21 protein-coding genes and 2 tRNA genes are annotated in these 24,167 nt (G+C 74.5%); 9 read left to right on the top strand and 14 right to left on the bottom strand.

Features of this window, described 5'->3' with window-relative positions; all coding sequences use genetic code 11:
• Nucleotides 1–12 precede the first annotated feature (12 nt).
• The gene (locus HCN52_RS09265; RefSeq protein WP_312876620.1) at nt 13–807 is read right to left on the bottom strand and encodes a DeoR/GlpR family DNA-binding transcription regulator; all 795 of its coding nucleotides are present in this window, start codon (nt 805–807) and stop codon (nt 13–15) included.
• A 182-nt stretch (nt 808–989) separates the two neighbouring features.
• Between HCN52_RS09265 and HCN52_RS09260 the strand changes: the two genes are divergently transcribed.
• Nucleotides 990–3,071: a hypothetical protein gene (locus tag HCN52_RS09260; RefSeq protein WP_168087904.1), complete on the top strand. Its 2,082-nt coding sequence runs from the start codon at nt 990–992 to the stop codon at nt 3,069–3,071.
• On the opposite strand, the gene speB is transcribed toward HCN52_RS09260, so the two are convergent.
• Entirely contained in the window at nt 2,960–4,018 is a 1,059-nt protein-coding gene (speB, locus tag HCN52_RS09255) for an agmatinase (protein ID WP_245174999.1), read from the bottom strand. The two genes, HCN52_RS09260 and speB, sit on opposite strands and share 112 nt — an antisense overlap.
• Before the next feature lie 127 nt (nt 4,019–4,145).
• Between speB and HCN52_RS09250 the strand changes: the two genes are divergently transcribed.
• The 5 genes from HCN52_RS09250 to HCN52_RS09230 all read left to right on the top strand — a co-directional run bounded on the left by HCN52_RS09250 (nt 4,146) and on the right by HCN52_RS09230 (nt 10,256).
• Entirely contained in the window at nt 4,146–4,937 is a 792-nt protein-coding gene (locus HCN52_RS09250) for a phosphatase (RefSeq protein WP_168087903.1), read from the top strand.
• 340 nt (nt 4,938–5,277) lie between these two features.
• On the top strand, nt 5,278–5,775 hold the full coding sequence (locus tag HCN52_RS09245) for an ArsR/SmtB family transcription factor (protein ID WP_168087908.1): 498 nt from the start codon (nt 5,278–5,280) through the stop codon (nt 5,773–5,775).
• A gap of 73 nt (nt 5,776–5,848) precedes the next feature.
• On the top strand, nt 5,849–6,712 hold the full coding sequence (locus tag HCN52_RS09240) for a M23 family metallopeptidase (RefSeq protein ID WP_312876619.1): 864 nt from the start codon (nt 5,849–5,851) through the stop codon (nt 6,710–6,712).
• A 205-nt stretch (nt 6,713–6,917) separates the two neighbouring features.
• Entirely contained in the window at nt 6,918–8,060 is a 1,143-nt protein-coding gene (locus tag HCN52_RS09235; protein WP_168087902.1) for a DUF916 domain-containing protein, read from the top strand.
• 219 nt (nt 8,061–8,279) lie between these two features.
• A complete protein-coding gene (locus HCN52_RS09230) occupies nt 8,280–10,256 on the top strand; it encodes a purple acid phosphatase family protein (RefSeq protein ID WP_168087901.1) in 1,977 nt (658 codons plus the stop codon).
• Nucleotides 10,257–10,335: 79 nt separating this feature from the next.
• Here the strand turns inward: HCN52_RS09230 and HCN52_RS09225 are convergent, their stop codons facing one another.
• The 4 genes from HCN52_RS09225 to HCN52_RS09210 form a co-directional block, all read right to left on the bottom strand.
• On the bottom strand, nt 10,336–11,220 hold the full coding sequence (locus tag HCN52_RS09225) for an acyl-CoA thioesterase (RefSeq protein WP_168087900.1): 885 nt from the start codon (nt 11,218–11,220) through the stop codon (nt 10,336–10,338).
• Between the two features lie 63 nt (nt 11,221–11,283).
• Nucleotides 11,284–12,498, bottom strand: a complete 1,215-nt coding sequence (gene manD / locus HCN52_RS09220) for a D-mannonate dehydratase ManD (protein ID WP_376767107.1) — start codon at nt 12,496–12,498, stop codon at nt 11,284–11,286.
• Between the two features lie 236 nt (nt 12,499–12,734).
• Nucleotides 12,735–12,808: transfer RNA gene (locus tag HCN52_RS09215), tRNA-Met, on the bottom strand.
• Between the two features lie 75 nt (nt 12,809–12,883).
• Nucleotides 12,884–13,327 carry a Fur family transcriptional regulator gene (locus tag HCN52_RS09210; RefSeq protein ID WP_168087899.1) on the bottom strand — a complete coding sequence of 148 codons (444 nt, stop codon included), beginning with the start codon at nt 13,325–13,327 and terminating at the stop codon, nt 12,884–12,886.
• 149 nt (nt 13,328–13,476) lie between these two features.
• Between HCN52_RS09210 and HCN52_RS09205 the strand changes: the two genes are divergently transcribed.
• A complete protein-coding gene (locus HCN52_RS09205) occupies nt 13,477–14,940 on the top strand; it encodes a catalase (RefSeq protein ID WP_168087898.1) in 1,464 nt (487 codons plus the stop codon).
• A gap of 156 nt (nt 14,941–15,096) precedes the next feature.
• Here the strand turns inward: HCN52_RS09205 and HCN52_RS09200 are convergent, their stop codons facing one another.
• Both HCN52_RS09200 and hisN read right to left on the bottom strand, forming a co-directional pair.
• The gene (locus tag HCN52_RS09200) at nt 15,097–15,483 is read right to left on the bottom strand and encodes a CBS domain-containing protein (protein WP_168087897.1); all 387 of its coding nucleotides are present in this window, start codon (nt 15,481–15,483) and stop codon (nt 15,097–15,099) included.
• A 162-nt stretch (nt 15,484–15,645) separates the two neighbouring features.
• Entirely contained in the window at nt 15,646–16,443 is a 798-nt protein-coding gene (hisN, locus tag HCN52_RS09195; RefSeq protein WP_168087896.1) for a histidinol-phosphatase, read from the bottom strand.
• 121 nt (nt 16,444–16,564) lie between these two features.
• On the opposite strand from hisN, the gene HCN52_RS09190 reads away from it, so the two are divergent.
• On the top strand, nt 16,565–17,083 hold the full coding sequence (locus HCN52_RS09190; RefSeq protein WP_245174998.1) for a TetR/AcrR family transcriptional regulator: 519 nt from the start codon (nt 16,565–16,567) through the stop codon (nt 17,081–17,083).
• Nucleotides 17,084–17,125: 42 nt separating this feature from the next.
• Here HCN52_RS09190 and rsgA read toward each other — a convergent pair whose 3' ends face one another.
• The 6 genes from rsgA to HCN52_RS09160 all read right to left on the bottom strand — a co-directional run bounded on the left by rsgA (nt 17,126) and on the right by HCN52_RS09160 (nt 22,675).
• A complete protein-coding gene (gene rsgA, locus HCN52_RS09185) occupies nt 17,126–18,127 on the bottom strand; it encodes a ribosome small subunit-dependent GTPase A (RefSeq protein ID WP_168087894.1) in 1,002 nt (333 codons plus the stop codon).
• Nucleotides 18,128–18,138: 11 nt separating this feature from the next.
• Entirely contained in the window at nt 18,139–19,524 is a 1,386-nt protein-coding gene (aroA, locus tag HCN52_RS09180; RefSeq protein WP_168087893.1) for a 3-phosphoshikimate 1-carboxyvinyltransferase, read from the bottom strand.
• A gap of 142 nt (nt 19,525–19,666) precedes the next feature.
• Entirely contained in the window at nt 19,667–20,380 is a 714-nt protein-coding gene (locus HCN52_RS09175; RefSeq protein ID WP_168087892.1) for a M50 family metallopeptidase, read from the bottom strand.
• Nucleotides 20,381–20,627: 247 nt separating this feature from the next.
• Nucleotides 20,628–20,700, bottom strand: a tRNA-His gene (locus HCN52_RS09170).
• Between the two features lie 88 nt (nt 20,701–20,788).
• Nucleotides 20,789–21,385: an oligoribonuclease gene (orn, locus tag HCN52_RS09165; protein WP_168087891.1), complete on the bottom strand. Its 597-nt coding sequence runs from the start codon at nt 21,383–21,385 to the stop codon at nt 20,789–20,791.
• Nucleotides 21,386–21,514: 129 nt separating this feature from the next.
• Nucleotides 21,515–22,675 (bottom strand): helix-turn-helix domain-containing protein, encoded by a 1,161-nt coding sequence (locus tag HCN52_RS09160; protein WP_168087890.1) that lies wholly within the window; start codon nt 22,673–22,675, stop codon nt 21,515–21,517.
• 888 nt (nt 22,676–23,563) lie between these two features.
• On the opposite strand from HCN52_RS09160, the gene HCN52_RS09155 reads away from it, so the two are divergent.
• Nucleotides 23,564–24,094, top strand: a complete 531-nt coding sequence (locus HCN52_RS09155; protein WP_168087889.1) for a universal stress protein — start codon at nt 23,564–23,566, stop codon at nt 24,092–24,094.
• The last annotated feature ends 73 nt before the right edge of the window (nt 24,095–24,167 follow it).

Here is a 24,167-nt window from a genome sequence, read left to right as displayed (position 1 = left end):
GCGCCGCCCGGCTCAGCCCGGCGGCGCCACCCGCACCTCCACCCCGGCCGACCGGAGCGCCGTCCCGGCGGCGGCCGGCGGCGCCGCGTCGGTCACCAGGACGTCCACCGCGTCCAGCCGGGCGAAGGTCCGCAACCGGTCCGCCCGCCACTTCGTCGCGTCCGCCACGAGCACCACCCGCCGCGCCGCGGCGAGCAGCCGGGCGTTGGTCGCGGCCTCCGCCAGGTTGGGCGTGGTCAGCCCCGAGGCGACCCCCAGCCCGTGGGCGCCCAGGACCAGGACGTCGACGTGGAACGCGGCCAGCGCCGCGTCGGCGACCGGCCCCACCAGTGCGTCCGACGGAGTGCGCACCCCGCCGGTCAGCACCACCTCCGCCGGGGAGGCGCCCGCGTCGAGCCGGTGGAACACCTCCGCCACCGGCAGCGAGTTGGTCACCACCGTCAGCCCCGGGACCGGCGACAGCTCCCGGGCCACCGCGCACACCGTGGTGCCGCCGCCGAAGGCCACCGCGCCCGCGCGCGGCAGCAGTGCCGCCGCGGCCCGCCCGATGCGCCGCTTCTCCGCGGCGCCCAGGGCGGCCTTCTCGCGGAAACCGGGCTCCACCGCCGGCTCGGCCGGTACCGCGCCGCCGTGGACCTTCCGCAGGGCCCCCTGCCGCGCCAGCACGTCGAGATCGCGCCGCACCGTCATCTCCGAGACACCGAGCTCGGCGGTGAGCTCCCCGACCCGTACCCCGCCGCGTCCGCGCAGCGCGGCGAGGATCAACGCCCGGCGCTGCCCCGCCAACAGACCGCCCCCGCCGCCCACCGGCGCCCTCCGCTCCGTGTGCCTCGCCCGGTCCGTGCGACCGGCCCGGCCCGTCATCCTCGCACGCCCCGAAACGCCCGAAGAAGGGGATTGAGCCCGCTCCGCGCGGGACAGGGGAAGGGGAAGTGACGGGTGGTCAGCACCGGCCGCCGCGCCGGCCGGTGAGCGAGGGGGCGGGGGAGATGGCACCGCAGGAGGTACCCGGCCAACGCGGCCGGCGGCGGGAGCCCCGACCCGCCATGGAACTGCTCGTCCACGGCGTCGGCGGCGCCACCCCGCAGCAGATGCTCGGGGACGCGCGGGTCTGCCGCGTCACCGGCGACGCCACCGCCTCCGTCCACCGCCGCACCGAGGACGCCGAGGACCGCCCCTGGGACGAACACGACCCGCTCCGGGAGGCGTACAGCTGGTCCAACCTCACCTCGGGCAACGGCGCCCGCGCTCTGTGGCTGCTCCTCCTGCCGTTCATGATCGTCAACGTGACGCACTGGATGCGGCCCGCGGTACGCGGCCACGGCCGTACCCACCGCCTCTACGACGCCCTCGTCCGGTTGATCGCGGTCTCGCTCACCGTCCTGCTGGTGAGCGGCGCCTGCGTCGTCGCCCTGGACGCCGTCGCCTGGCAGTGCGGGGCCTCCACCGCCTGCGCGACCCGCACCTCCTGGTTCTCCTTCGCCGCCGGCGACGGCTGGTGGGCCGGCCCCGGACGGCGGCTCGCCCTCGCCGCCCTGCTCCCCGCCGCCCTCACCGCCCTGCTCTGGTGGCTCTCCCACCGCACCTGGAGCACCTACGAATCGGCATACCCGCCGGTCCGCGTCCGGCAGAGCGCGACCGAGCCCGCCCCGCTCTCGCTGCCCGGCTTCTGGTACGGCCGCCGACTCGTCAGCCGACTGAGGTCCGCACACACCGCCGCCGGCCTGCTGACGGTCTGCGCCGCGCTGCTCACCGCGAGCCGCCCCCACGACCACGGCCCCGACGGCACCGCCGCCCTCGCCGTCACCGGGACGCTCCTGGCGGCCGCCACCGTCGGCGGCGGCGCGGCGGTCCTCGTCCTGGTGACCCGCTACGGCCGCAACGAGACGGAGATCGCGGACCCGCCGCCGCACCGCGCCGTCACCCTGCTGCCCCTCGGCTGCGCCGCGCTGCTCGCCCTGACGGCGGTCCACACCGCGTGGGACCGGCCCGCCTGGCAGGCGACGGGCGCGCTGCCCGGCACGGTCGTCTTCCCGGTGCTCACCGTCGTGCAGGGGGTCATGATCGTGGGGCTCGCCGCGGCGGCCCTGCGGCTCCACCGGCTGGCCCGCGACACCGACCGCACCGCACTCGCGGGACTCGGCGGACCCGCGGTGGCGCTGCTCTCCTGCGCGCTCGCCGGTGCCCTGACCGGCGGCGCTACCCAGCGGTTCACCGACTGGCTCACCGCCGGTTCCGAGGCCGTGCACGGCCCACCGGTCATGCTCAGTTGGCAGGCCGCCGCCATACCGTCGCTCATCGCGGTCGCCGCCCTGCTGGCACTGGTGGCCGCCGTCCGCGTCCGCCGGGACCGGCGACGCCTCGCGCCCACGGTCCGCGCCGCCTACCCGGAGGAGAGCGCCCCGCCGGACGACCACCGCAGCGGGACCATCGCGTCCGCGCTCGCCCGCGCCCGCCTCACCGACTCGGCGCCCGCCCTCGTCGGCACCCTCGCCGGTGCCTCGCTGCTGCTGGGCGTCGTCGCGGTCCTGGGAGCCTGGGGGACGGGACTTCCCCCGAGCCGGGCCGCGGCCGACGCCCCGGCGCCGCTGGCCGCCGTCGCCTCCCTCTCCGAGTCGCTCGGCTCCTGGATGCTCAGCGTCGCCGTGCTCGTCCTGATCGCCATGGGCCGCCGCGCCTACCGGGACCGGGCCGCCCGCCGCACCATCGGCATCCTCTGGGACGTCGGCACCTTCTGGCCCCGCGCGGCACACCCGTTCGCGCCGCCGTGCTACGCCGAACGCGCCGTACCCGACCTCTCCTGGCGCATCGCCACCTGGGTGGACGCCACCGGCGGACGCGTCGTCCTCTCCGGCCACTCCCAGGGCAGCGTGCTGGCGGCGGCCGCCGTCTGGCAGCTCGACGCACCGACCCGCAGCCGCGTCTCGCTGCTCACCCACGGCTCGCCGCTGGCGCGGCTCTACGGCCGCTGGTTCCCCAAGTACTTCGGTCCCCACGCGCTGCGACTGCTGCGGGAGGAGGTGCCCTGCTGGCGGAACCTCTGGCGGGCCATCAGGGTCGTCAGCTCGTAGGCGGTGTGCGAGGCGGCGACGGCGGTGATCTCCGCGTGGTCGTACGCCGGGGCCACCTCCACCACGTCGGCGGAGACCAGGTTGCACCCGGCCAGCCCCCGCAGGATCTCCAGCAGCTCCCGGGAGGTCATGCCCCCGGCCTCGGGGGTGCCGGTGCCGGGGGCGTGGGCGGGGTCCAGGCAGTCGATGTCGATGGAGACGTAGAGCGGGCGATCGCCGATGCGGGCCCGCAACTGGTCGGCGACCTCGTCGACCCCGCGCCGCATGACGTCGGCGGCGGTGACGATGCCGAACCCCATCTTCTCGTCGTCGTCGAGGTCCTTGCGGCCGTAGAGCGGACCGCGGATACCGACGTGGGAGAGGGCGGAGGTGTCGAGGATCCCCTCCTCGACGGCGCGGCGGAACGGGGTGCCGTGGGTGTACTCGGCGCCGAAGTAGGTGTCCCAGGTGTCCAGGTGCGCGTCGAAGTGGAGCAGCGCCACGGGCCCGTGGCGGCGGGCGGCGGCGCGCAGCAGCGGCAGGGCGACGGTGTGGTCGCCACCGAGCGTCACCAGCCGGGTGCCGGAGGCCATCAGCTCGTCCGCGGCGGCCTCGACGGTCTCGACCGCCTCCTCGATGGAGAACGGGTTGACCGCGATGTCGCCCGCGTCGGCGACCTGGGCGAGGGCGAACGGGGAGGCGTCCTGCGCCGGGTTGTAGGGGCGCAGCAGCCGGGAGGCCTCCCGGATGGCGTTGCCGCCGAAGCGTGCGCCGGGCCGGTAGGAGACGCCGCTGTCGAAGGGGATGCCGACGACCGCGATGTCGGTGCGCTCCACCTCGTCGAGGCGGGGCAGCCGGGCGAAGGTGGCGGGCCCGGCGTAGCGCGGTACGCGGGAGGAGTCGACGGGGCCGCGCGGCCCGGCGCCGGGGGTGGTGGAGGGGGCTGCGGACGGGTGCTCGTTGGACATGCCCGCAGGGTAGGCGGCCGGGGCGGGCCGGGTCGCTGGACGCGGCGCAGGAACCGCCGGTCACGTTTTGGCCACTGTGTACGGGCGCCGGGGTGCTGCCCGGGGCGACCGCCGCCACAATGGGATCATGTTTCCGGTTTCGCGTGTGCCGTCCCGTGACGAGCTGATCGACCACCTCGTGGGGGCCCGCATCGCCGGGGACGTGGCGACGCCCCGCGAGAACAACCTCGCCCATTACCGCGAGCTGGCCAACGGCAACCCGTACTACTGGTTCGGGGTGGACCTCGGTGACCGCTGGAGCGACGAGCAGGACGTGCTCGCGGTCATGGCGGAACTGTGCGGCGTCAACGAGGACCCCGGCCACCGCGCCGGCCAGGACACCATCGACCCCGAGTTGACGGTGGCCGGGCTGGACCGCGCCGCGGCGGAACTCGGCAAGGCGGCGGCCGACCGGTCGCGGGTGCTGACCGCCACCGGCCACCCGGGCGGGCTCCTCGACATGCACGCGCAGGTCGCGGCGGCGCTGCGGGCCGCCGGGTGCGAGCTGGTCCGGGTGCCGCTGGGGCTCACCGCCGACCAGGGCGTGGTGACGCAGCTGGCGGGGGTGGCGGTCTACGAACGCGGCGCCTCGCTCTGGCACACGCACTCGCCGGCGCCGATGTCGGAGATCCTCGCCGCGCTGCCGCAGGAGGGCGAGGCGCTGCCGGACCTGGTCTTCGCGGACCACGGGTGGGCGGGGTGCGCGGCGCAGCGGGGGATAACCACCGTCGGCTTCGCCGACTCCAACGACCCGGCGTTGTTCCTCGCCGAACACGAGGGGACGCTGGCGGTCTGCGTTCCGCTGGACGACCACGTGGTCAATCCGCGGTTCTACGAGCCGATGACGGCGTACCTGCTGGCCGCCGCCGACCTGGACTGACGCCCCCAGCGGCGACCGCCCGCCGGGTGACCCGGCCCCTCCGACGCCCCCGCAGCCAGGACCGCATGAGCGCGTCCCGACTGCGGGGGCGTTCGCACGGGAGGCGGCGAACGCCGTGCGGAGCGGGCCGGCGTCGCCCAGTGGCCGGTACACACCCCCACCCCTGTTCAATAACTACGTACCTGCGTAATCTTTCACCATGAGGAGCGACCGCACCGCCGCGCCCGGCGCTGCCACCCCGACCGCCGCCGAACCCGCCGAACCCGCCGCCGCCGAACCCGCCGGCCCCGCCGAGCGGGCCGCCCCGGACACCGCTGTCCTCGCCCAGCGGCTCGCCGACCTGACCGAGCGGGTCGCGGCCCTGGAGAACCGCGCCGCCGACACGGACACGCCCGCTCCGGCCGGGGAGCTGCCCGACCCGGACGTCTTCTGGGCGCTGCACCGGCTGCGCTCCGAGCTCGCCGAGCTGGGCGAGGACGACGGCGGGGTGATGATCGTCGGCACCGTCGCCTGCGGGCCGTCCGGCGGCCGCGCCGAGTGGCAGCAGGCCTTCGGCACCGCCGCGCTCCTGGAGAGCGACTGGACCTCGCTGGCCGACACCGTCGCGGCGCTCGGGCAGCCGGTCCGGCTCCGGCTGATCCAGGGGCTGCTCGCGGGCCGGTCCACGGTGGCGGAGCTGGTCGAGCTCGACGGGGTCGGCACCACCGGGCAGATCTACCACCACCTGCGTCAACTCGTCGCCGCCGGCTGGTTGCAGGCCGCGGGCCGCGGCCGCTACGAGGTGCCGCCCCACCGGTTGGTCCCGCTGCTCGTGACGCTGGGCGCGGCCCGCGGCTGACCCCGGCCCGGGCGGCACGGCACCGTGCCGCACCGCGACCCGCCGCCGCCCGCACCCCGGAAAGGAACCTTCCGTGCTCCTCGCCCTCTGGCGCCGCCACGGCGCCCTCACCTCCACCGGCACCGTCGTGATGGTGCTCACCGTCAGCCTCGGCGGGCCTCTCGCCCTCTACCTCGCCTCGGTGGCCGCGCTCCTCGCCGGACTGGCGGCCCAGTGGGCGCTGGTGAGGCGCCAGGCGCCGCGCGCAGGTGTGCCCGCACCGGATCCGGTGGTGCTGCCTGCCCCGTTCTCCGGCCGCTGGACCGCGCTGAACAGCCCGGCGAGCAAGGTACCGAGCCACACCCACGCCCTGGCGCAGACCTACGCGATCGACGTGGTGCGCTCCGGGCCGGACGCGCCGCCGGAACCGCCGTTCGCCTGGCTGTGGCCGCCGGTGCGCCGCCCGGAGCGGTACCCGTCGTTCGGTGAGCTCCTCACCGCGCCCGCCGACGGCACGGTCGTGGCCGCGCATGGCCGGTCGCGCGACCACCTGACCCGCATGTCGCCGGTCGGGCTGCTGCTGCTCGTGCTGGAGGGGTTCGCACGCAGTCAGGGCGCGTCGCGGCACCTGCTCGGCAACCACGTGATCCTCGACCTCGGTGACGGCAGGTACGCCGTCCTGGCCCACCTGCGACGCGGAAGTCTGCGCGTCGGGGTCGGCGAGCGGGTGGCGGCCGGTCAGCCCCTCGGTGAGTGCGGCAACTCCGGCAACTCGTCCCATCCCCATCTGCACTACCAGCTCATGGACGGCCCGGACGTGCGCACGGCACGCGGTCTGCCGTTCGCCTGGCACCACCGGGACGCGACGGGGGCGGAGCGCACGGGCGTCCCGGCGAACACCGAGGAGTTCACGCCGATACCCGCCGCTCCCCGGCCGGCCGGGGAGCGCGCCGGGTGAGGCCGGTCCGCCGACGGGCGACCGCTCACCGGGCGTTCACCACCCCGGCCGGCCGACCGGGGGCGTCGTTCACCTCGGCTTCCTAACCTGCCGGGCGTGCCCCGGGGCCGGCGGCCCCGCCCGACGCCCGACAGGACCCGTGATGCGCTCCCAGCCCCGCTCCCCCGCCGCTCCGACCGGCCGACCCGGCCGCCTGCGGTGGGCTGTGACCGGCCTGATCCTCCCGGCGGCGGTGTGCCTCGCGCTGACGGCGCCGCTCGCCGCTGCCGCGCCGGCCGGCGCCCCGGTGATCGCCGCCGCGCCCGCCGCTGTCCCGTTCCAGGGCGGCGGGGCCCGGGTGACCTGGGGCGTGGTCCCCGCGACCGCGGAGGGCGCCGACGGACGCGTATCGATCCGTGCCGAGGTGGAGCCCGGCGAGGAGCACCGGGACTTCGTCGAGGTCACCAACTTCTCCGAACGGCCGGTGACCTTCGCGCTGACGGCCTCGGACGGGGTGGTGGTGGAGACCGGCGAGTTCGACCTGCTCCCGGAGTCGGCGGAGCCGGTGGGCAGCGGCGCCTGGATCAGCGTGGACGACGAGCTCGCGCTGGAGGCGGGCAGCAGCGCGGTGGCCCCGTTCACGGTGCGGGTCCCCGACGACGCCCTCCCCGGCGACCACCCCGGGGGCATCGCGGTCTCGGTGCGGACCGCCGGCGAGGACGACCAGGGCAACGGAATCGCGCTCGACGCCCGCGTCGGGGTGCGCCTCCACCTGCGCGTGGCGGGCGAGTTGGCGCCCGCGGTGGAGATCGCCGACCTCACGGCCGCGTACCGGCCCTCCTGGAACCCCTTCCGCCCGGGGACGGTGGAGGTGTCGTGGACGGTCGCCAACACCGGCAACGTGCGGCTCGGTTCGGCCCAGGAGGTGACGGTGACCGGCCCGTTCGGCATCGGCACCGGCGCGACGGGCGAGCGGGCGGCCGAGCAACGGGAGGTACTGCCGGGGCAGCGCAGCCGCGAGGAGTCGCTGACCACCGAGGCGTGGCCGCTGGGCCGGCTCACCGCCGAGGTCGTCGGCGAGCAGGGCGCCGTGGGCGAGGACGTGGTGGAGGCGGCGCTGCGCGAGGTGCGCGCCGAGGTCCGTTTCCTCGCCGTCCCCTGGGTGCATCTCGCCCTGCTGGGGGTGCTGGTGCTGCTGGGCGGTGGCTGGTGGTGGCGCCGGCGGGCGCGCGGTCGGCGGCTGGCGGCGGTGGTGGCGGCGGCACGCGCCGAGGGCGCCGCCGCCGCGGGCGACGCCCTCGCCCGGGAGCGGGGGCCGAGCCCCGAGGAGCCGTCGTCCGGACCCGGCGGCGCCGCCGCGGCCGGGTGAACCACCGCTGCAAGCCACGGCGTTGCGGCCCTCGCCGGCGCGGCACCACCGTACGCCCCGATCAGCGGCGCCGCCGGCCACTGCTCGCGTCACCGGGTGCCGTGGGCACGTTCATCTCGGGCGGCCTCTCCCGTCACGCGACGTTCGGCCGGGATTGGGGGTCGGCTGCCAGGGTGCGAGGCGACGACGTTCACGTCACTCCCCCAGCGAAGGAATGCCATGCGCACTTCAGCTCTACGCCGGCGCCACCTCTGGCTCACCGGCGTGGTCACGGCCGGGCTGCTGGCAACCGCCGGTGCCACGCCCGCCGTTGCGTCCACCTCGGCCTCCTCGACCGCGGCGGGTGCCCCCGAGCGGGTGATCCTCAACCCGACGGCCGACCCGTCCACCTCGCAGACCGTCACCTGGCGGTCGGTGGGTGTCGCCTCGGACCTCCCCGCCTCCGTGGAACTGCGCCACCCCGACGGCCGCGTGGAGACGGTGCGCGCCGCCGTCACCAAGGAGATGACCGTGCCGGCCGGCCCCGCGGTCACCTTCGCGGCCGAGCTGACGGGGCTGACCCCGGGCACCACCTACGCCTACCGTGCTGTCAGCGGCGACGCGGCGGACGCGTGGAACTCCTTCACCACGGCGAAGGACGGCGACCAGCCGTTCACCTTCACCTGGTACGCCGACGGCCAGAACGACCTGACGGAGAAGTGGACGCCGATCGTCGAGCTGACCTCGCGTGCCTTCCCCAACTCCGAGCTGACCCTCCAAGCCGGCGACCTGATCGACCTCTCGGTGGAGAACGAGTGGGAGGAGTGGTTCACCGTCACCGACGGCGAGCGGCAGACCGAGAACTGGCTGCCCGCCATCGGCAACCACGAGTACAGCCGTGACGCCGCCGCCGACTTCTGGGACGCGAACTTCACCGTGCCGGACAACGGGCCGCGCGTCCCGGCGGACGCCTCCGCGACGGAGCGCCCGTACCTGGAGATCATCACCGAGCACCTGCGCAACCAGGTCTACTTCTCCGACTACCAGGGCGTCCGCTTCATCCAGCTGAACTCCCACACGGTCAGCCAGAACGCCGTCCAGAACGAGCAGGGCGTCACCCTGCCGGCGCTCTCCACCGCCGACTGGCGCACGCTCTTCTACGGCGTCCAGGCGCAGTGGCTGGACCAGGTGCTCGCGGAGGAGACCGGCAACTGGACGGTCGTCACCTTCCACCACCCCGCCTTCTCGGTCTCCTCGGGCCGCAACAACCCCGAGGTGCGGGAGAACTGGGTTCCGGTGATCACGAAGCACGACGTGGACCTCGTCCTCGCCGGGCACGACCACACCTACGGCCGCGGGTTCCTGAACGAGAACCGCACCGACGAGCAGGGCGTCACCGACGGTCCCGTCTTCGTCGTCTCCAACTCGGGTCCGAAGTACTACAACCTGGCGCCGGTCAACGACAACGTGTGGACCAACAACGGCGCCACGCAGCTCGTCCGCCACGCCTTCACCTCGATGGCCTCGGGCATCCGCGTGACGCCGGACAGCATCTCCTACGAGGCGCTGGTCGTGCAGAAGGGCTCCGGCGCCACCACCGGACTGGAACTGGGCGAGACCGTCGACTCCTTCACCATCTCCCGTGGCGAGGACGGCGCCAAGCGCGTCACCGAGGGCATCGAGCGCCGGGTGGCGACGGGACTCGGCGAGTCCACCGCCGACCCGGTCGAGGGTGACATCGTCGTCGAGGCCGTCGTTCCCGAGCGGGACATCGAGCCGGGCGCGCTGACGCTGACCATCGGCGGCGAGGGCGAGGTCGTCTCGCTGGGCGAGGCCGCCAACGGCGGCGACCGCTGGTCCTTCGGCGCCGCACTGCCGAAGCTGTCCGTGACCGACACCCGCTACGAGGCCGCCGGCTGGTCCGTGACCGGCGGCGCCGGCGACCTGAGCGGCACCGGCGGGGTCCTGACCTCCGGCTACCTCGGCTGGAACCCGCTCGTCCTGGGCGGCGCCACCGCCGAGTCCGGCCCCGCGGTCCCCGGTCTGCTCAACGGCGGTACCGGCCTGGCCGGTTCGCACCGGCTCGCCGCCGCCGACGACCACTCCCGGTTCGGCACCACGGAGCTCTCCGCCGACCTGGAGCTGGACGTGCCCGCCGCCACCGCGCAGGGCAGCTACCGCGGCGCGGTCCACGTCTCGCTGTTCCCGGTGGACTGACCTCCGCCCGGGCCGCAGGTGGGGCCGCCCGCACCCCGTGGCCGGGGCGCGGGCGGCCCCCGCGGTGTGCCGGGGCAGCTCAGCCGGTGCGGGGCACCCGGACGACGCCCTCCTGGATGACGGAGACGGCGAGGTCGCCGTCCCGGGTCCAGATCTGGCCGCGGGCCAGACCCCGACCGCCCTGGGTGGTCGGCGAGTCGGTGTCGTAGAGCAGCCACTCGTCGGCACGGAACGGCCGGTGGAACCACATCGCGTGGTCCAGACTGGCGCCGACCACGTCGCCGACGGTCCAGCCGCCCCGTCCGTGCGCCAGCAGCACCGAGTCCAGCAGCGTCATGTCCGAGACGTAGGTCGCGAGGCAGAGGTGGACCACCGGGTCGTCGTGGACCCCGGTGAGCGCGCCGGTGGTGCGGAACCACACCTGCGAACGGGGCTCCCGCGGGCTGCCCACCGTCGCGAACGGCGGCTCCGCCACGTAACGCAGGTCGATGGCCCGGCGCACGTCCAGCAGCCGCTCCGACACCGCGGGGTGCACGAACCGGTCCTCGTACTGCGGCAGTATCTCCGCCGCCGTCGGCAGCGTCTCCGGGTCGGGCGCCTCCGGCATGGGCTCCTGGTGCGTCAGCCCCTCCTCCGCGGTCTGGAAGGAGGCCGACAGGTGGAAGATCGGCTGCCCGTGCTGCACGGCGACGACGCGGCGGGTCGCGAACGACCTCCCGTCGCGGATGCGGTCCACGTTGTAGACGATGGGGGCGCCCGGGTCCCCCGGCCGCAGGAAGTAGGAGTGCAGCGAGTGCGGCAGCCGGTCCTCCACCGTCCGGCAGGCGGCCACCAGGGCCTGGGCCGCCACCTGGCCGCCGAAGACCCGCGGGATCACGGAGGGGTGGCTCTTGCCCCGGTAGATGTCCCGCTCGATCGGTTCGAGGTCGAGCAGGTCGAGCAGGCGGGCCAGGGTCTCGTTCATGTTCCAAGTTCTACCGGACGGCCCGCGGCACCGGCCCGCCGGGCACCGCGAGCCGCCGCGCCGTCACCAGTCGTGGACGGTGCCGTCGGCAAGCCGGTTCACCGGGAGGTAGGACCGGCGGTACGGGTGCCGGGCCGCCGCCGCGTCGTCGAGGTCGACGCCCAGGCCGGGCGCCTCGCCGGGGTGGAGACCCCCGTCGGTGAAGGTGTACGCGGCCGGGAAGACCTCCCGGGTCGCCGCCGAGTGGCCGGCGTACTCCTGGATGCCGAAGTTGTGCACCGCCAGCCCCAGGTGGAGCGCCGCCGCCAGCCCGACCGGGGAGATGTCCTCGGGGCCGTGGGTGGAGCCCTTGACCTGGTACAGGGCGGCCAGGTCGAACAGCTTGCGGAGCGGGGTGAGTCCGCCGAAATGCGTCACCGAGGACCGCACGTGGTCGACGAGTTGCTCGGCGAGCAGCGTCCGGTAGTCGAAGACGGAGTTGAACACCTCGCCGATCGCGAGCGGCGTGGTCGTCGCCCGGCGGACCAGCCGCAGCGCCTCCTGGTTCTCGGCGGGCGTGCAATCCTCCAGCCAGAACGGGCGGTAGGGCTCCAGGTCCTTGCCGAGCCGCGCCGCCTGCACCGGCGTCAACCGGTGGTGGGCGTCGTGCAGCAGCGGCAGCTCGGGGCCGAACTCGGCGCGCACCGCCTCGAGGACGGTCGGGATGTGGCGCAGGTAGGCGTCGGTGTCCCAGTCCTCGACCAGTGGCCGGTCCTGCTGGTGCGGCACCGTGCCCCCGCCGCCGTCCGGGGCGTGCACCCCGTAGACCGCCCGCAGCCCGGGGATGCCGCTCTGCACCCGCACCGCGCGGTACCCCTGGGCGAGGCGGGCGCGCACGGAGTCGAGGAGCTCGGGGAGGTCGCGGCCGTCGGCGTGGCCGTAGGCGGTCAGCCGGTCGCGGCTCGCACCGCCGAGCAACTGGTAGAGCGGCAGGCCGGCGACCTTGGCCTTGATGTCCCACAGGGCGACGTCCACCGCCGCGATCGCCGCCATCGTGACGGGGCCGCGGCGCCAGTAGGCGCCGCGGTACAGGTACTGCCAGGTGTCCTCGATGCGGTGCGGGTCGCGGCCGGTCAGCAGCGGGACGAGGTGGTCGCCGAGGTAGGAGGCGACGGCCAGCTCGCGGCCGTTGAGGGTGGCGTCCCCCAGGCCGGTGACCCCCTCGTCGGTGGTGATGCGGAGGGTGACGAAGTTGCGGCCGGGGCAGGTGACCGAGACGGTGGCGTCAGTGATCTTCACAGGCGGTCTCCTTCGGTGGTGCCGGTGGCACAGCGCGGAACGAGGGCATCATCCCGCCACGGGGCGCCCCGGCGGGAGCCCGCCCTGCCGCACGGGATCACCCCGGCGGGGCGCGGTGGGCGTCACGCGCCCGAGCCGGCCGATGAACGGACCGCCGGCGGCACCGCACAGCACCGAGGAGCGCAGCACAGCACCGAGGCCCGGTCCCTTGACAGGAACCGGGCCTCGGTCATGAGTAGCGGGGACAGGATTTGAACCTGCGACCTCTGGGTTATGAGCCCAGCGAGCTACCGAACTGCTCCACCCCGCGTCGGTGTGTGTCTTGACCCTAGCCCTCCGGTGGCCACCGGGGCAAATCCCGCCCCGGTACCCACCCCCGGCACGCTCAGCCGACGGGCGGACCGGGTGCGGCGTTTGCCGCCACGCACGCCGGGCATCGGCCGTAGTACGTCACCGTCGCCTGCGCGACCTGGAAACCGAACCGCTCGCCCTCGGGCAGCGCACTGAGGGGGTCGTCGGTGAGCCGGACGTCGCGGATCGCCCCGCAGCCCGAGCAGACCAGGTGCTGATGGGCCTCGTGCGCATTGGGGTCGTACCGCCGCACGCGACCGTCCGTGTTCACCTCGGTCACCTCCCCGAGGGTCACCAGCTCGCCGAGCGTGTTGTAGACGGAGGCACGCGAGATCTCCGGCAGCAGCTCCACGGCGCGCGCGTGGACCTCGTCGGCGGTGTAGTGCACGTGCTCACCGTCCAGCACCTCGGCGATCACGCGCCGCTGCGCGGTGAGCCGCCAGCCCCGGGCACGCAGTCGTCGCAGCAGGTCACTCATGGCATCCACCTTAGCGCGAACCTCTCCGGACCCCGAACAGGTACGGAATGAGTCGAGGTCTTGACTTGGACTGAGTCCAATATAGGATCGCATGCAGTCGAGGGCCAGACCCTCGCGTACACCGAGGACCCGAAGGGCGTGACAGGCGAATGACCGAGCAGACTGCGACGGGGCCGCTCACCACCGAGGCCGGCGCGCCGGTTTCCGACAACCAGAACAGCGAGACCGCGGGCCGTGGCGGACCGGTGCTCGTCCAGGACCAGCTGCTGATCGAGAAACTCGCCCACTTCAACCGCGAGCGCATCCCGGAGCGGGTGGTCCACGCCCGCGGTGCCGGTGCGTACGGCACCTTCACCGTGACCGCGGACGTCACCCGCTGGACCCGGGCGACGTTCCTCTCCGAGGTCGGCAAGGAGACCGAGACCTTCCTGCGGTTCTCCACCGTCGCCGGCAATCTCGGCTCCGCCGACGCCGTGCGCGACCCCCGCGGCTTCGCGCTGAAGTTCTACACCGAGGACGGCAACTACGACCTCGTCGGCAACAACACCCCGGTGTTCTTCATCAAGGACGCCATCAAGTTCCCCGACTTCATCCACACCCAGAAGCGCGACCCGTACACCGGCTCCCAGGAGGCGGACAACGTCTGGGACTTCTGGGGCCTGTCCCCGGAGTCCACCCACCAGGTGACCTGGCTCTTCGGCGACCGCGGCATCCCGGCCTCCTACCGCCACATGCACGGCTTCGGCTCCCACACCTTCCAGTGGACCAACGAGGCCGGCGAGGTCTTCTGGGTCAAGTACCACTTCAAGACCGACCAGGGCATCAAGAACCTCACCCAGGCCGAGGCGGACGAGCTGGCCGGCAAGGACCCCGACAGCCACCAGCGGGACCTGCGCGAGTCCATCGAGCGCGGCGACTTCCCCAGCTGGACGGTGAAGGTCCAGATCATGCCCGAGGCGGACGCGGCGAACTACCGCTTCAACCCGTTCGACCTCACCAAGGTCTGGCCGCACGAGGACTACCCGCTGATCGAGATCGGGAAGCTGGAGCTGAACCGCAACCCGGAGAACATCTTCGCCGAGGTGGAGCAGTCGATCTTCTCCCCGCACCACTTCGTGCCGGGCATCGGCCCCTCCCCCGACAAGATGCTCCAGGGCCGGCTGTTCGGCTACGGCGACGCCCACCGCTACCGCGTCGGCATCAACGCCGACCACCTGCCGGTCAACCGCCCGCACGCCACCGAGGCGCGCACCCACGGCCGGGACGGCTTCATGTACGACGGCCGCCACGGCGGGGCGAAGAACTACGAGCCCAACAGCTTCGGCGGCCCCGTCGAGACCGGCCGCGCACTGTGGCAGCCGACCACCGTTTCCGGCACCACCCAGGAGTCCGAGGCGCCCTCGCACGCCGAGGACAACGACTTCGTGCAGGCCGGTGACCTCTACCGGCTGATGTCCGAGGACGAGAAGGGCCGACTGATCGACAACCTGGCGGGAAACATCGCCGGCGTCTCGCGCGATGACATCGCCGAGCGTGCGATCAACAACTTCCGCCAGGCGGACGCCGACTTCGGCAAGCGACTGGAGGCCGCGGTCCAGGCCCTCCGCGGCTGAGCCCCCGCTCGCCGAGGGGCGGTCCCGGGGCGGACGGCGCACGCCGCCGCCCCGGGGCCGCTCCACCGCCGGCCCGTTCCCCCGCCCACCGGGCGGTGGGAGCGGGCCGGTGGCGTCGGCGCACCGGGCTCGCGCTCCGGGCTCTCGCGCTCCGGCTCAGCGGGAGGCGAGCACCGGCGTCCAGCAGTTGACGATGTCGCGCACCGACACGATGCCCGTCGGGCCGTCGTCGTCGAGCACGATGAGGTGGCGGAACCCGCCCGCGGTCATGGCGGAGGCGGCTTCCAGCAGCGTCCAGGTCGGCGCCGCGAAGACCACCGCCGTGGTGGTGTGGTCACCGGCGTGCTCGGCGTCGGGGTCCTGGCCCGCGCCGACGGAGCGCAGCACGTCGCGTTCGGTGATGATCCCCACCCCGCTGGTCGCGGGGTCGAGGACCATGGCCGCGCCCACGCGGTGGTGGGACATGAGCCGGGCCGCCTCGCGGAGCGTGTGCTCCGGGCCGACGGTCAGGATGATCGAGGTCATGGCGTCTCTGACGAGCATGGGGGCCGCCTCTCTCACGGCTCCCGCACCACGAGAACCGGATCACAAGCTCACAAGCGTTCTCCCGCCCATCGTCACACGCCCGCCGGGCCGCGACAAGGAAGCCCGTCACCGACCCGGCGCTTCCGGCCCCGCGCGGCTGAGCCCCGCCCGGGCACGGGTTCAGCCGCCGACGTAGCCGAGCAGCGCCTCGTGCAGCAGGCCGTTGGAGGCCGCGGCGTTGCCGCCATGGATACCGTCGCGCCCGTCCAGCCCGGTGAACCGGCCGCCGGCCTCGGTCACGATGATCGCGTTGGCCGCCATGTCCCACATCGACAGCTCGGGCTCGGCGCAGCAGTCCACCGTCCCCTCGGCGACCATCATGTACGGCCAGAAGTCGCCGTAGGCTCGGGTCCGCCAGGAGTCCCGGCTGAGTTGGAGGAAGCCCTCCAGCGCACCGCGCTGCTCCCAGCCGTCCAGCGAGGAGTACGCGAACGACGCGTCCTCGATCCGCGGGACCCCCGAGACCCGCATCCGGGTCGCCGAGGTGAGGCTGCGTCCGGTGTAGGCGCCGCCACCGCGCACCGCCCACCACCGGCGCTGGAGCGCGGGTGCCGAGACGACCCCCACCACGGGCTGCTCGCGGCCCTCCGCGTCGAGTTCGGTGAGCGCGATGAGGGTGGCCCAGACGGGCACCCCGCGGACGTAGTTCTTGGTGCCGTCGATGGGGTCGATCACCCAGCGGCGCGGGCCGGCGCCCTCACCGCCGAACTCCTCGCCCAGCACGGCGTCGCGCGGTCGCGTCCGGCTCAGCGAGAAGCGGATCAACTCCTCGGCCCGCTTGTCGGCCTCGGACACCGGCGTCATGTCCGGCTTGGTCTCCACCGCGAGGTCCAGCGCGCGGAACCGCTCCATCGTGGCGGCGTCGGCGGTGTCGGCCAGCACGTGCGCCAGCCGTAGGTCGTCGTCGTGTTCGGGCATGGCGCCACCGTATCCGGCGGTCCGCCGGTCGGCCACGGCCGGTCGCGCGGTGTATTGACACCGTGGCGGACCGCCCCGATCCTGTGCGGCAGCAGGCCGAGTGCCGATGCCGGAGGCGACGATGCCCACAGCGCGCGAGTCCTTGCTCGACGCGGCCAGTGCCGCCCTGGAACGCGAGTCCTGGGCGGAGGTGCGCATGGTCCGCGTCGCCGCCGGCGCCGGTGTCTCCCGCCAGACGCTCTACAACGAGTTCGGCGACAAGGCCGGGCTCGCCGAGGCGCTGCTGCGGCGTCGACTCGACGCCTTCGTCCGCGCCCTGGAGGTGCGGCTCCACCGCGCCTCCCGCGCCTCCCGCGACGAGCTGCTGGAACTGCTGGGCGAGTGGATCGTGCGGGCCGCCCGCAGCGACCGGCTGGTGCACGCCACCCTGACCGGCTGCCGCTGCGACGGGCTCCCCGTCCCGCCGGACGGCGCCGCCACTCTGGTGGGACGGGTGCGGGACCGTGCGGTGGAGGCGCTGGAGCGGCGCGGCAACGCGCCGATCGGGGACCCGGGCGCGGCACGCCGCTGCGAGACCGCGGTGCGGCTCGCCGTCTCCCAGCTCGTCGCCCCGGGCGCCGCCGTCCCGCGCCGGAGCTGACCGGCACCGGCCGTGCGCGCCGGGCCGAGCCGGCGGCGGGGCTCAGTCGCCCTCGCGCCGCTCCCGCGTCGCCAGCAGCCTGCGCAGGCTGTACAGCCGCGCCGGATCCGCGTGGCCCTCGGCGACCCAGGCGTCGAGGGCGCAGCCCTCCTCGTCGTGGCTGCACGACCGGGGACAGCCCGCGGTCCCCGGTTCCAGGTCGGGGAAGGCGAGCACCACCCGCGCGGGGTCCACGTGGTTCAGGCCGAAGGACCGGACGCCCGGGGTGTCGATCACCCAGCCCGGATCGCCCGGCAGCGGCAGCGCCAACGCCGAGGTGGTGGTGTGCCGGCCGCGGCCGGTGACCTCGTTGACATGCCCGGTGGCGCGGGCGCGGTCGGGGATGAGGGCGTTGACGAGGGTGGTCTTGCCCACGCCGGAATGGCCCACGAACGCGGTGACCCGGTCCTTCAGCAGTTCCCGCACCCGGCCCAGCGTCGCCTCGTCGAAGGACTCGGCGCTGGTGACGACGTGCCGCACCCCGATGGTGCCGTAGCTCTCCAGCAGGGTCTCCGGCGAGGCGAGGTCGGACTTGGTGAGGATCAGCAGCGGGTCCAGCCCCGCGTCGAACGCGCCCACGAGACAGCGGTCGATCAGCCGGGGCCGGGGCTCGGGGTCGGCGAGCGAGGTGACGATCGCCAGCTGGTCGGCGTTGGCGACCACCACGCGCTCGAAGGGGTCCTGGTCGTCCGCGGTCCGTCGCAGCACCGACCGGCGCTCCTCGACCCGCACGATGCGCGCCAGGGTGTCCGGCCGGCCGGAGTGGTCCCCGACGATGGCGACCCGGTCCCCCACCACGACGCCCTTGCGGCCGAGTTCCCGCGCTTTCATGGCGACGACGGTGCGGTCCTCCACGAGGCAGGTCAGCCTGCCCCGGTCGACCGTGACGACGAACCCCTCGACGGCGTCCTCGTGCAGCGGGCGCCGGTGGGTGCGGGGGCGGCTCCGGCCGGAGGGGCGGACCCGGATGTCGTCCTCGTCGGTGTTCTTGCCGTAGCGGCGCATGCCGTGCCGCCTCAGCCTCTCGCCCGCGCGCCGACCGGGCCGCCCGCGGCGTCCCCGTCGACCGCCAGCATGCGGTGCCACATCTCCGCGAAGTCGGGGAGCGTCTTCCCGGTGGTCGCGATGTCCTCCACCTCGACCCCCTTGACCAGCAGCCCGATCACGGCACCGGCCGTGGCGAGGCGGTGGTCGTCGTAGGTGCGGAAGACGCCGCCGTGCAGCGTGCGGGGGCGGATGCGCAGTCCGTCCGCGGTCTCGGTCACATCGCCGCCGAGGCCGTTGATCTCGCGGGTGAGAGCCGCCAGCCGGTCCGTCTCGTGGAGCCGCAGGTGGGCGACGCCCCGCAGCACGGACTCCGACTCGGCGAGCGCGGCCACCGCGGCGATGCCGGGCGTCAGCTCGCCGACGGCCCCGAGGTCGACGTCGATGCCGCGCACCCGGCCGGTGCCGCGCAGCGTCAGGCCGCGGTCGTCGAGCACGCACTCGCCGCCCATCTCCGTGAAGATCTCCCGCAGGGCGTCGCCCGGCTGGGTCGTCTGCCGCGGCCAGTCCGGGATCGTCACGCTGCCGCCGGTCAGCAGCGCGGCGGCCAGGAACGGCTGCGCGTTGGAGAGGTCCGGCTCGACGACCAGGTCGCGGCCGCGGAGAGCGCCGGGCATCACCCGCCACACGCCGTCCTCGCCGCCGGAGTCCGGGGAGTCGACCTGGGCGCCCGCCCGGCGCAGCATGTCCACCGTCATCCGGATGTGCGGCAGCGAGGGCAGTACGGCACCGGTGTGGCGCAGTTCCACGCCGCGGTTGAAGCGGGCCGCCGGCAGCAGCAGCGCGGAGACGAACTGCGAGGAGGCGGAGGCGTCCACCTCGACCCGCCCGCCCGCCAGCCCGCCGGCGCCGTGGACGGTCATCGGCAGGGCGCCCCGGCCGTCGTCGTCGATGCGGGCGCCGACGGCGCGCAACGCGTCGATGACGCCGTGGAGCGGGCGCTCGTGGGAGCGGGCGTCGCCGTCGAACCGGACGTCGCCGTCGGCGAGGGCGGCCACCGGCGGCAGGAAGCGCATCACCGTGCCGGCGTTGCCGACGTCCACCGCGGCGCCGCCCCGCAGCGGAGCGGGAATGACACGCCATGCCTCGCCGCCGGTGGAGCCGGTCTCCGGGCCGGCCGAGGCGGAGGCGACGGTCTCCTCCACGCCGACACCGAGCGACCGCAGGCCCTGCGCCATCAGCAGCGTGTCGCGGGAGCGCAGCGGGCGCCGCAGCCAGCCCGGTTCACCGGCCAGCGCGGCCAGGATGAGCGCGCGGTTGGTGACCGACTTGGAGCCGGGCACCGCGACGGTCGCCGCGACGCCGTCGTGGGCGGTCGGTGCTGGCCAGAGCGGGGCGGGGGCGCTGCGATCCGTCATGGGGCCACTGTAGTGCGTCACCCAGTGTCACCCGATCGTTCCGGTCCCCGCCCGGGACGTCCCGCCGGGCCGTCGCGGCGGGGCAGGGGCCTGCGGGAGCGGTCGACGCAGTGCCCGGACGGGTGAGGTGCCGGCGGCCGGATCAGAACGCGACCAGCCAGCGGACGGCACCGACCAGTGAGAGCAGCGTCACGGCGTGGAACAGCAGCAGCCACACCGCCGCCGGGAGGCGGGTGAGCCGGGCCAGCTGGTCGGCGTCGGAGTCGCGCGCACCGCCGCGGCGCCGTTTGCGCTGGAGCTCGAACACCGGCCGGATACCGCCGAGCAGGAGGAACCAGACGGCGACGTACGCGAAGGCGGCCTGCACCTGTGGCCCGGTGAGCCAGGAGACGAGCAGGAAGAGCGCGCCGGTGGCGACGACCGTGACCACGCCCCAGAGGTTGCGGATCATCACCAGCATCGCCAGCAGCAGCGCGGTGGACCCCCACAGCAGCATGGTGATGCGGCCGGCGCCCAGCAGCGCCGCACCGGCCAGCCCGAGCAGCGAGGGCGCGATGTAGCCGGCGGCCGCGGTGAGGACCATCCCGAACCCCGTCGGCTTCCCGCGGGAGACGGTCAGCCCGGAGGTGTCGGAGTGCAGGCGGATGCCTTCGAGCTTGCGACCGGTGAGGAGCGCCACCAGGCCGTGGCCGCCCTCGTGCGCGATGGTGACGGCGTTGCGCGTCACGCGCCAGATCCCCCAGGGGGCGACCAGCGCCAGCGCCGCCCCGGCGGTGGCCAGCACCAGCCAGAGTTCCGGCGCCGGCTGGGTGCCGGTGACCCGGGCCCAGAGTTCGGTGATGTCTGCGATGTCCATGCGTCCCTCGGCGTGCGGCGGGTCGGCGGCGTGCCTCCCCCGTCGTGCGGTCCGTCGATCCGCCGGCGCGGCCCCGGGGTGGGGCGCGGGCGGCGGGGGGCCGATCCTATGCGGGACCGGGGTACGGGCGGCGTGAGAACCGGGCACCGCCGTCGTCACACGACGGGACGCCGGCGGGTGCGGCAACGACGAGGCCCGGACCGCTGGGCGGGTTTCCCCGCCCGGAGATCCGGGCCTCGTACTGCAGGGTGAGTGACGGGACTTGAACCCGCGGCCACCTGGACCACAACCAGGTGCTCTACCAACTGAGCTACACCCACCATGACCGGCTCTTCTCGCACCGGCCGATATGAGTGTACAGGGTTCCGGGGGGTGCTCGCTCCCCGCTTTCGGTGCGCCCGGCGGGGCTCAGTCGAGCGTGTGCCGGGCGGCGATCTCCCGGGCCGCCGCCGAGTCCGGTCCGGGCTGCGGCACGAACACCGCCTCGCGGTAGTAGCGCAGTTCGGCGATCGACTCGCGGATGTCCGCGAGCGCGCGGTGGTTGCCGCGCTTCTCCGGGCTGTTGAAGTAGGCGCGCGGGTACCAGCGGCGGGCCAGTTCCTTCACGGAGGAGACGTCGATGATGCGGTAGTGGAGGTGGCTCTCCAGCGCGGCCATGTCGCGGGCGAGGAAACCCCGGTCGGTGGCGACGGAGTTGCCGCACAGCGGGGACTTGCCGGCCTCCGGGGCGTGCTCCCGGACGTACGCGAGCACCTGTGCCTCGGCGTCGGCGAGGGTGGTGCCGTCGGCCAGTTCCTCCAGCAGCCCGGAGGAGGTGTGCATCTGACGCACCACCTCGGGCATCTGCGCCAGCGCCTCCTCGGGCGGACGGATCACCACGTCCACCCCGTCGCCGAGCACGTTCAGCTCGGAGTCGGTCACCAGCGCGGCCACCTCGACGAGTGCGTCGGAGGACAGCGAGAGGCCGGTCATCTCGCAGTCGATCCACACCATGCGATCGTTCATGCGCCCACCCTACGGCGTGGCCCCTGCGGCGGGCCGCCGCGGGCGACGCCGGATGCGCCTCGGCCCCCGGCGGGCTGCCGGGGGCCGAGGCGTCGCGGAGGGGCGGTCAGCGGACCGGCCCGGCTCGCGTCACTGCGGGGGCCGCACCCGCTGCTGCGGGAGTCGCGGCGGGTAGACGTCGACCGGCGCCTTGGTGCGCGTGGCGGACTGGCCGACCGCGGCTGCGGCCTGCTGCTGCTGACGCGCCCGGTAGGACGCCCGGTACGCCGCGGGCGACGAACCGAGCTGGCGCCGGAAGTGTCCGCGCAGGGCGACGGGCGAACGGAAACCGCACCGCCCCGCGACCTCGTCGACCGAGTAGTCGGACACCTCCAGCAGCCGCTGCGCCTGGAGCACCCGCTGGGTGATCAGCCATTGCAGCGGCGCGCTTCCGGTCAGCGACCGGAAGCGGCGGTCGAAGGTTCGCCTGCTCATGTAGGCACGGGCGGCGAGCGTCTCCACGTCGAACTGCTCGTGGAGGTGCTCCAGTGCCCAGGCCACGACCTCGGCGAGCGGGTCGGCGCCGATGTCCTCGGGTAAAGACCTGTCCAGGTGCCGTTGCGGCCCCTGGGCGGCCTCCGCCGCGGGTGGGCGCCTCGCCGGGAGCACCAGCCGCCGGGCGAGTGCCTGTGCCGCCTCGGGCCCGTGGTCGACGCGCACGATGTGGAGACACAGGTCGATGCCGGCTGAGGTGCCCGCCGAGGTCAGGATGGACCCGTCGTCGACGAACAGCTCCCGGGGGTCCACGTGGACCGAGGGGAACCGCTTGGCGAGCGTCGGGGCGTACATCCAGTGGGTGGTCGCCAGTCTGCCGTCCAGCAGGCCGGCGGCACCGAGCGCGAACGCGCCCGTGGAGAGGCCCACCACGCGGGCCCCCTCACTGTGGGCGCGCCGCAACGCGGCGAGTGCCGGTGTGGGCGGCGGTCCGGTGATGGAGCGCCAGGCGGGCACGATGATCGTGCCGGCCCGCGAGAGCGCTCCCAAACCGTACGGGGCTCTGAGTTCGAGCCCTCTGGTGGTGCGTAGTGGTCCGTCCTCACCCGCGCACGCGAGCAGGCGGTAGCGCGGTACTCCGGAGTCCTGGCGGTCGACGCCGAACACCGAGAGCGGGATGGAGCTTTCGAACAGTGGGCTTCCGCTGAACAGCAGCACCGCGACGATCTCGCGGCGGCGTCGGGTGGCGAGGCTGTCCACCGCGAACGAGCGGTGCCCCTTCGCGGGTTCGGGGCCGTGCATTGGGTCCTGGCTCATGCTCCTCAGTTCCCTCGGTTGTCGCATCCTCTCGGTCCTGCACGTTTCCCCCGACGTGTTTGCCAAGATCGAATCTACTGCGTCGGACGAGGTGGCCGGGACCAGTTCGGCACTCGCCCCGCTTCGACGACATTGCTCCATGGCGCGAAGCATTCGTTCAGGAAGCGTTCCATGCCGCGGCGACGGACGGAAGCGCGCGTTGCGCCCCAACTCCCCCTGGGCAGCGCGTCTCACGCGCCGCTCGGGGGCTGCGGGCAGGCACGGGTCCTCGCCTGTCACACAGCCACTGAGCCACCGGGGCCCCCTCACTGGCCTGGGAAGTTGGCCGAAAATAGGAGTTATGACGGACTGGTTCGGCCGACGGCGGTCGGGCCGACCGGACGGAGGTGCCGCCCGGTCGGAACCCAGCGGCAGCACCGCTGACATTCCGCCACAGATAGAACACGCTCGGCCACCCCTTCCGCAAGGCGGCCCGGGGCCGGGCGGACGCGCGCCCGGCGGCGGGACGGGACGCACCCGTCGCGACCTGCGGCGCGTGCGCGGTCGGTCGAGGGACCGGAACTCCACGCGCCCTCGGAGCGGCGCCGGGGAGCGGGGCACGGTGCCCCGCATCGACCGCCCGCGTACGCGTCGGGCGCGCGGGCCCGTGCGCCACGCCTTTCGCCGGCGGCACAGCCGCCCCGGTGCCGGCCGGTACCGCCGGGCGGGGGCACGGCCCGGCGCCGGCGGTCCGGCGCCGGGGCGAGCCGGTCGGTTCGCTGGGCAGCGCCCGGGGGACGCCGTATTCTGGAGCCACGGCCCGCACGGCGTGGTGACCCGCCCACCGGTCCGGTTCTCCGTCCTTTCGCACCGCACGAGGGCACTCCGGCGAGACAGTTCGAGATACCGATGGCTGGCTACGAGGTACCCGACCCGGCCGACCGCAAGCGGGGCGTCGTCGATCCGTCGACGACGACTCCGAGCGAGTCGGAGGACGAGGCGTGCGTGTCCCGCGACCCGGCGTTCCGCCACGGGGTCGTCGTCGGGTTCGACGGATCGAACTCCAGCGAACGCGCCCTCGCCTACGCGGCCGGCATGGCCCACCGCTCCGGCTCGGGGCTGATCATCGTGCACGTCGCCAACCGCCTGCCGACCACGGTCTGGGCGGGGTGCGAGCCGCCCGCACTGGTGGACGTCCCCGACCACCGCACCGAAGTGCTCGGGCTGGAGCTGGCGTGCGCGGACCATCTCAGCGAGGTCCCCTGGGTCCTGCTGGAGCGCGGCGGGGACATCTGCCACGAGCTGGAGGAGGTCGGGCGGGAGTACGCCGCCGACGCGATCGTCGTGGGCTCCACCCACGGCCTCCTGGGCCGGGTCTTCGGCACCGTCTCCGGCCGCCTGGTGCGGCGGGCCGAACGCCCGGTGATCGTCATCCCCTGACGCCGGGCCGCCCCGCTCCGGCCCCGCCCGGCCCCGCCCGGCCCGCCGGCCGGCCCGCCGGTGCGCTCCGGCT

This window comes from Streptomyces bohaiensis, from assembly GCF_012033785.1.
GTDB lineage: Bacteria > Actinomycetota > Actinomycetes > Streptomycetales > Streptomycetaceae > Streptomyces > Streptomyces bohaiensis.
The sequence above is the reverse complement of the archived record's forward strand: the minus strand, read 5'-3'. Positions and strand labels throughout refer to the sequence as shown.

What these genes read in the sequence shown, in the direction of transcription:
- HCN52_RS09260 (WP_168087904.1), top strand. Translation starts at nt 990, where the DNA reads ATGGCACCGCAGGAGGTACCCGGCCAACGCGGCCGGCGGCGGGAGCCC.
- speB (WP_245174999.1), bottom strand. Translation starts at nt 4,018, where the DNA reads ATGTCCAACGAGCACCCGTCCGCAGCCCCCTCCACCACCCCCGGCGCC.
- HCN52_RS09250 (WP_168087903.1), top strand. Translation starts at nt 4,146, where the DNA reads ATGTTTCCGGTTTCGCGTGTGCCGTCCCGTGACGAGCTGATCGACCAC.
- HCN52_RS09230 (WP_168087901.1), top strand. Translation starts at nt 8,280, where the DNA reads ATGCGCACTTCAGCTCTACGCCGGCGCCACCTCTGGCTCACCGGCGTG.
- HCN52_RS09225 (WP_168087900.1), bottom strand. Translation starts at nt 11,220, where the DNA reads ATGAACGAGACCCTGGCCCGCCTGCTCGACCTGCTCGACCTCGAACCG.
- HCN52_RS09210 (WP_168087899.1), bottom strand. Translation starts at nt 13,327, where the DNA reads ATGAGTGACCTGCTGCGACGACTGCGTGCCCGGGGCTGGCGGCTCACC.
- HCN52_RS09205 (WP_168087898.1), top strand. Translation starts at nt 13,477, where the DNA reads ATGACCGAGCAGACTGCGACGGGGCCGCTCACCACCGAGGCCGGCGCG.
- HCN52_RS09200 (WP_168087897.1), bottom strand. Translation starts at nt 15,483, where the DNA reads ATGCTCGTCAGAGACGCCATGACCTCGATCATCCTGACCGTCGGCCCG.
- hisN (WP_168087896.1), bottom strand. Translation starts at nt 16,443, where the DNA reads ATGCCCGAACACGACGACGACCTACGGCTGGCGCACGTGCTGGCCGAC.
- HCN52_RS09190 (WP_245174998.1), top strand. Translation starts at nt 16,565, where the DNA reads ATGCCCACAGCGCGCGAGTCCTTGCTCGACGCGGCCAGTGCCGCCCTG.
- rsgA (WP_168087894.1), bottom strand. Translation starts at nt 18,127, where the DNA reads ATGCGCCGCTACGGCAAGAACACCGACGAGGACGACATCCGGGTCCGC.
- aroA (WP_168087893.1), bottom strand. Translation starts at nt 19,524, where the DNA reads ATGACGGATCGCAGCGCCCCCGCCCCGCTCTGGCCAGCACCGACCGCC.
- HCN52_RS09175 (WP_168087892.1), bottom strand. Translation starts at nt 20,380, where the DNA reads ATGGACATCGCAGACATCACCGAACTCTGGGCCCGGGTCACCGGCACC.
- orn (WP_168087891.1), bottom strand. Translation starts at nt 21,385, where the DNA reads ATGAACGATCGCATGGTGTGGATCGACTGCGAGATGACCGGCCTCTCG.
- HCN52_RS09160 (WP_168087890.1), bottom strand. Translation starts at nt 22,675, where the DNA reads ATGAGCCAGGACCCAATGCACGGCCCCGAACCCGCGAAGGGGCACCGC.
- HCN52_RS09155 (WP_168087889.1), top strand. Translation starts at nt 23,564, where the DNA reads ATGGCTGGCTACGAGGTACCCGACCCGGCCGACCGCAAGCGGGGCGTC.